This window comes from Rheinheimera nanhaiensis E407-8, from assembly GCF_000296695.1.
Lineage (GTDB): Bacteria > Pseudomonadota > Gammaproteobacteria > Enterobacterales > Alteromonadaceae > Alishewanella > Alishewanella nanhaiensis.
Genome location: NZ_BAFK01000055.1, coordinates 1 through 648 on the forward strand (window position 1 = coordinate 1; position 648 = coordinate 648).

A 648-nucleotide genomic window follows, 5' to 3' on the forward strand; every position below is an offset into this window, starting at 1 on the left:
AATACGCATACGTTAACCCCAGCTAATCGGTTGGGTAAATTCGGGTTCTGCTGCTATACGGATGACCTATTCTTGTCTGTACGGTTGCTTTAGTACAGGTGCTAGTTCCTCAGGAATTGTTAGCCGGAAAAACTGCTCAGTATCGTAATTGTCCCGAGACTGGCTAATACGTTTTACGTGAATGCTGCTAAATTCTGGACGTGCAGGTTCAGTGCCTGTATAGAGATAAATATCAAATGGAGTTCGAAACAAGCCAACAAACTCCAATGCTGTCACGCCCGGCACCAGCGATTGTTTGTATCGGTTAATAGATCTCGTTACAACACCATCTTCTAATTCGCTACGTAAGATTATTCGGTTGTAAAACTCTTGATATTGAGAGTTATCCATCGCTTCGTTTAGCTGTGGAGGTGGGTGTTGAAAATAAAGAAAGCCTGACCGTACAAAAGACTCATAATTGTATTGGGTACCTTCTTGCCGTTTAAACTGGATTGGGACATTATCCGCCAAAAACACCTGAATCTGCATGGTGGGTAAGTTGTCGTGGTATTCATGCGGTTTATATAAAACAAATAACGCTTCTTGATTGGCAAATACCGTCCAGTAGATACGAATGGCCAGCACACCGGGGTCAAGCTCTATGGCTTG

General features: G+C 43.2%; 1 protein-coding gene. It reads right to left on the reverse strand.

The genetic code is table 11. The features are described from left to right. Positions 1–66: 66 nt before the first annotated feature. A partial coding sequence (locus RNAN_RS19295) for a hypothetical protein (RefSeq protein WP_040552789.1) occupies positions 67–648 on the reverse strand: 582 nt, incomplete at its 5' end.